2 tRNA genes and 3 rRNA genes are annotated in these 5,645 nt (G+C 55.8%); all 5 read left to right on the top strand.

Annotated elements, in window-relative coordinates:
- Window positions 1-105 precede the first annotated feature (105 nt).
- Window positions 106-1,643 (top strand): 16S ribosomal RNA (locus tag D7Y11_RS41260).
- A gap of 211 nt (window positions 1,644-1,854) precedes the next feature.
- A tRNA-Ile gene (locus tag D7Y11_RS41255) sits at window positions 1,855-1,931 on the top strand.
- Window positions 1,932-1,986: 55 nt separating this feature from the next.
- A tRNA-Ala gene (locus tag D7Y11_RS41250) sits at window positions 1,987-2,059 on the top strand.
- 291 nt (window positions 2,060-2,350) lie between these two features.
- A 23S ribosomal RNA gene (locus D7Y11_RS41245) occupies window positions 2,351-5,317 on the top strand.
- 181 nt (window positions 5,318-5,498) lie between these two features.
- Window positions 5,499-5,615: ribosomal RNA gene (gene rrf / locus D7Y11_RS41240) — 5S ribosomal RNA — on the top strand.
- The 16S, 23S and 5S rRNA genes sit together here with 2 tRNA genes alongside, the layout of an rRNA operon.
- Window positions 5,616-5,645 lie beyond the last annotated feature (30 nt).

The following is a 5,645-nucleotide window of genomic DNA, read 5'->3' as shown; positions in this document are numbered from 1 at the left end:
AGAGCAGCGCTGAAAAGCGCAGCGAGAGGGAAGTGCCGACGAATCAGCGAGCCGAGACTCCTTAGCCGGGTCTCGGGGAACGCCGGTTCAAGCAAACCAAGAATACAATTGGAGAGTTTGATCCTGGCTCAGAACGAACGCTGGCGGCGTGCCTAACACATGCAAGTCGAGCGCGAATAGGGGCAACCCTTAGTAGAGCGGCGCACGGGTGCGTAACACGTGGATAATCTGCCTGGATGCCTGGGATAACCAGTCGAAAGATTGGCTAATACCGGATAAGCCCACGGTTTCTTCGGAGACTGAGGGAAAAGGTGGCCTCTGTATACAAGCTATCACAACCAGATGAGTCCGCGGCCCATCAGCTAGTTGGCGGGGTAATGGCCCACCAAGGCAACGACGGGTAGCTGGTCTGAGAGGACGATCAGCCACACTGGAACTGAGACACGGTCCAGACTCCTACGGGAGGCAGCAGTGGGGAATTTTGCGCAATGGGCGAAAGCCTGACGCAGCAACGCCGCGTGTGTGATGAAGGTCTTTGGATTGTAAAGCACTTTCGACCGGGACGAAACCGTAAAGCCTAATACGCTTTGCCTTGACGGTACCGGGAGAAGAAGCACCGGCTAACTCTGTGCCAGCAGCCGCGGTAATACAGAGGGTGCAAGCGTTGTTCGGAATTATTGGGCGTAAAGCGCGTGTAGGCGGCTTTGCAAGTCGGGTGTGAAAGCCCTCAGCTCAACTGAGGAAGTGCGCCCGAAACTGCAGAGCTTGAGTGCCGGAGAGGGTGGCGGAATTCCCCAAGTAGAGGTGAAATTCGTAGATATGGGGAGGAACACCGGTGGCGAAGGCGGCCACCTGGACGGTAACTGACGCTGAGACGCGAAAGCGTGGGTAGCAAACAGGATTAGATACCCTGGTAGTCCACGCCGTAAACGATGAGAACTAGGTGTCGTGGGAGTTGACCCCCGCGGTGCCGTAGCTAACGCATTAAGTTCTCCGCCTGGGAAGTACGGTCGCAAGACTAAAACTCAAAGGAATTGACGGGGGCCCGCACAAGCGGTGGAGCATGTGGTTTAATTCGACGCAACGCGCAGAACCTTACCTGGTCTTGACATCCTCGGAATCCTTCAGAGATGAGGGAGTGCCCGCAAGGGAACCGAGAGACAGGTGCTGCATGGCTGTCGTCAGCTCGTGTCGTGAGATGTTGGGTTAAGTCCCGCAACGAGCGCAACCCTCGCCTTTAGTTGCCACGCAAGTGGATCTCTAGAGGGACTGCCGGTGTTAAACCGGAGGAAGGTGGGGATGACGTCAAGTCCTCATGGCCTTTATGACCAGGGCTACACACGTGCTACAATGGCCGGTACAGAGCGCTGCAAACCCGCGAGGGGGAGCTAATCGCAGAAAACCGGTCTCAGTTCAGATTGGAGTCTGCAACTCGACTCCATGAAGGCGGAATCGCTAGTAATCGCAGATCAGCACGCTGCGGTGAATACGTTCCCGGGCCTTGTACACACCGCCCGTCACACCATGGGAGTCGATTGCTCCAGAAGTCATCTCACCAAGAGATGCCCAAGGAGTGCTCGGTAACTGGGGTGAAGTCGTAACAAGGTAGCCGTAGGGGAACCTGCGGCTGGATCACCTCCTTTCTAAGGAGACCGGGTGTTGGACTCAGCCTTCGGGCGAGTAGGCAACACCAGCAGCCTTCGGGCTGTCAGGTCATCTCTAGGTCAATGTTTCCGATTAACAATCCATTATGAACTTCGGGCTTGCTGTTTGGTTTTGAAGGACCGAGTGAAGTTGGCTCGGCTCTTTGAGAATGAAGGACGCTGTAGGGTTCGCCGACGCTTTAGCCCCCCTGGGCCTATAGCTCAGCTGGCTAGAGCGCGCGCCTGATAAGCGCGAGGTCGGTGGTTCAAGTCCACCTAGGCCCACCACTCTTCTCCCTCACTGGAGGGAAGCAAAAGGGTGACTGGTGCTGACGCGAGAGTCGGGGCTGTAGCTCAGCTGGGAGAGCGCCAGCTTTGCAAGCTGGATGTCGTCGGTTCGAACCCGATCAGCTCCACAAGTTTCCTGGAAGTCGCAGGGACGTTCTTTGACAAGTGCATACGAAGGGTAAGTTGCAATTTCTGCTGAGTGAAGTTCTCAACAGAAGTGCCGACTTCGAAATGAGTCTCACCAGGCGCCGCGAGGCAGCCGGGTGGGGCAAAAGCGAAGTCTCCCACACAAGAAGAAGCAATGAGAACAGCAATAAAGAATGTCTTCCGGGCCTGCTAGCGAAGAGCAGAGGTCTGGGCCTTGGTCTCCGAGTTTCGAAAATCCGCCGGGAGGCGGGCATTAGACAAGAGATTAGGGCAAGTAAGCTACTAAGGGCGTGCGGTGGATGCCTAGGTGCCAAGAGGCGATGAAGGACGTGGGTGGCTGCGAAAAGCTTCGGGGAGTTGCCAACCAAACGTTGATCCGGAGATGTCCGAATGGGGAAACCCAGCGCGGCGAATAGCTGCGTTACTGCAAACTGAATTCATAGGTTTGCAGAGCAAACCAGGGGAAGTGAAACATCTCAGTACCCTGAGGAAGAGAAAACAATGAGTGATTCCCAAAGTAGTGGCGAGCGAAATGGGAAGAGGCCAAACCAACGTCATGCAAATGGCGGTGGGGTAGCGGGTCCGCGGTAGGACTCTGGAGGGCTAGTGGAAGCGTCCTGGAAAGACGCACCAAAGAGCGTGATAGTCGCGTACACGAAAGCCAACTGGAGCTGAGCGGGTTACCCAAGTAAGACGGGACACGTGCAATCCTGTCTGAATCTGCCGGGACCATCCGGTAAGCCTAAATACTCCTTGGCGACCGATAGTGAACAAGTACCGCGAGGGAAAGGTGAAAAGAACCCCGGTGAGGGGAGTCAAAAGAACCTGAAACCGCATGTCTACAAGCAGTTCGAGCACTACGGCGCAAGCCAGTGCGAGAGCGTACCTTTTGCATCATGATTCGGCGACTTAATATACGTAGCGAGGCTAAGCCGATAGGTGGAGCCGGAGCGAAAGCGAGTCCGAATAGGGCGCTAAGTTGCGTGTATTATAACCCGAAGCGGGGTGATCTACACATGGCCAGGTTGAAGTGCGGGTAACACCGCATGGAGGACCGAACTCATGAAAGTTGAAAATTTCTGGGATGAGCTGTGTGTAGGGGTGAAAGGCCAATCAAACTCCGTGATAGCTGGTTCTCCCCGAAAGATATTTAGGTATCGGCTCGGGCAATTCAATGCCGGAGGTAGAGCACTGAAACGGCTAGGGGTCTCACCAGATTACCAAACCGTATCAAACTCCGAATGCCGGCAATTGTTATCCCGGGACGCAGTCAGTGGGTGATAACGTCCATTGGCAAGAGGGGAATAACCCAGACCGACAGCTAAGGCCCCCAAATCTAGTCTAAGTGAACACTAGAAAGGATGTGGCAGGTCATTGACAACCAGGAGGTTGGCTTAGAAGCAGCCATCCTTTAAAGAAAGCGTAATAGCTCACTGGTCAAGACAGGCCGCGCCGAAAATGTAACGGGGCTCAAGACTAGTGCCGAAGCTTCGGGTCATGCGCGTCAGGCGCGTATGGCGGTAGGGGAGCGTCCCAGTTGCAGCGAAGGTGGACTGAAAAGGCCGCTGGAGCGACTGGGAGTGCTGATGCCGAAATGAGTAGCGATAAAGGGGGTGAGAAACCCCCTCGCCGTAAACCCAAGGTTTCCTGGGTCAAGTTAATCTTCCCAGGGTTAGCCGGGTCCTAAGCCGAGGCCGAAAGGCGTAGGTGATGGCAAGCAGGTTAATATTCCTGCGCCATCTTGCAGACGTTGAACTGAGGGAGGACGGAGAAAGCTAGGCGAGCTGACCGGTGGTTGTGTCAGTCTAAAGGCGTAGGGGTGTCGCGTACGAATAAAGGCGCGGCAGTCATCCCCGAGACCCCATGGCGCCCCGCAAGGGGTAAGTCGCTGATGCTCGGCTTCCAAGAAAAGTCCCGCAGGGAGTCTGCAGGGTGTCCGTACCGCAAACCGACACAGGTGGGTGAGGAGAAAATCCTAAGGCGCTTGAGAGAACTCTCCTCCAAGGAACTAGGCAAATTTCCACCGTAACTTCGGAAGAAGGTGGGCCTCTGGTAGGTGTAGGCGTACAGCCGAAGCCGAGAGAGGTTGCAGAGAAATGGCGGTAGCGACTGTTTACCAAAAACACAGGACTCTGCGAAGGCGACAAGCCGACGTATAGGGTCTGACTCCTGCCCGGTGCTGGAAGGTTAAGGGGATTCGTCAGCCGCAAGGCGAAGCGATGATCCGAAGCCCCAGTAAACGGCGGCCGTAACTATAACGGTCCTAAGGTAGCGAAATTCCTTGTCGGGTAAGTTCCGACCTGCACGAATGGAGTAACGACTTCCGCACTGTCTCGGAGAGGGACTCAGCGAAATTGAAATAGCTGTGCCGATGCAGTTTACCCGCAGCAAGACGGAAAGACCCCGTGAACCTTTACTACAACTTGACAGTGACACTAGGGATTGGCTGTGTAGGATAGGTGGGAGCCTTTGAAGCCGGGCCGCTAGGTTCGGTGGAGGCAACGGTGAAATACCACCCTGCTGATTTCTGGTGTCTAACCACGTCTCGTAAGCCGGGACTGGGACACTGTCTGGTGGGTAGTTTGACTGGGGCGGTCGCCTCCCAAAAAGTAACGGAGGCGCGCGATGGTTCCCTCAGCCCGATTGGAAACCGGGCGTCGAGTGCAATGGCATAAGGGAGCTTGACTGCGAGACCGACAGGTCGAGCAGGTGCGAAAGCAGGTCATAGTGATCCGGTGGTCCTGAATGGAAGGGCCATCGCTCAACGGATAAAAGGTACTCCGGGGATAACAGGCTTATCTCCCCCAAGAGTTCACATCGACGGGGAGGTTTGGCACCTCGATGTCGGCTCATCGCATCCTGGGGCTGGAGCAGGTCCCAAGGGTTTGGCTGTTCGCCAATTAAAGCGGTACGCGAGCTGGGTTCAAAACGTCGTGAGACAGTTTGGTCCCTATCTGCTGTGGGCGTAGGATACTTGAGAGGCTCTGACCTTAGTACGAGAGGACCGGGTTGGAGGCACCGCTGGTGTACCAGTTGTCTCGCCAGAGGCATCGCTGGGTAGCCATGTGCCGATTGGATAACCGCTGAAAGCATCTAAGCGGGAAACCGACCTCAAGACCAGGTATCCCGGGCGCAAGCCCCTGAAGACTCGTGGAAGACTACCACGTTGATAGGCTGGGTGTGTAAGCGCGGTAACGCGTTAAGCTAACCAGTACTAATAAGTCGAGAGGCTTACTTCCCCCCTTCTCTTGCATGCCCCCTCAAGGGGAGTAAGGGACTCGGGGCCAAGGCCGAGGCCAGGACGCCACTAGCGCGTCCGCCCGGAAGGCAGCTGTTTCAATTGCTTCTTCGACTTCTCGAAGAGGCTTCACTCAAGCAGAAGCTTGCAACTTACCCTTCGTATGCACCGTCATTCGCTTTTCCGGTGGCAATGTCGGAGGGGTCACACCCGTTCCCATCCCGAACACGGAAGTTAAGCCCTCCAGAGCCGATGGTACTCCGCGGGAAACCGCGTGGGAGAGTAGGTCGCTGCCGGATTCTTTTTGAAAGCCCCTGGTGCCGCAAGGC

The sequence above is a fragment of the Corallococcus sp. AB018 genome, assembly GCF_003986945.1.
GTDB lineage: Bacteria > Myxococcota > Myxococcia > Myxococcales > Myxococcaceae > Corallococcus > Corallococcus exiguus.
Note: the sequence above shows the minus strand (reverse complement) of the source record. Positions and strands in the feature narration are given on the sequence as shown.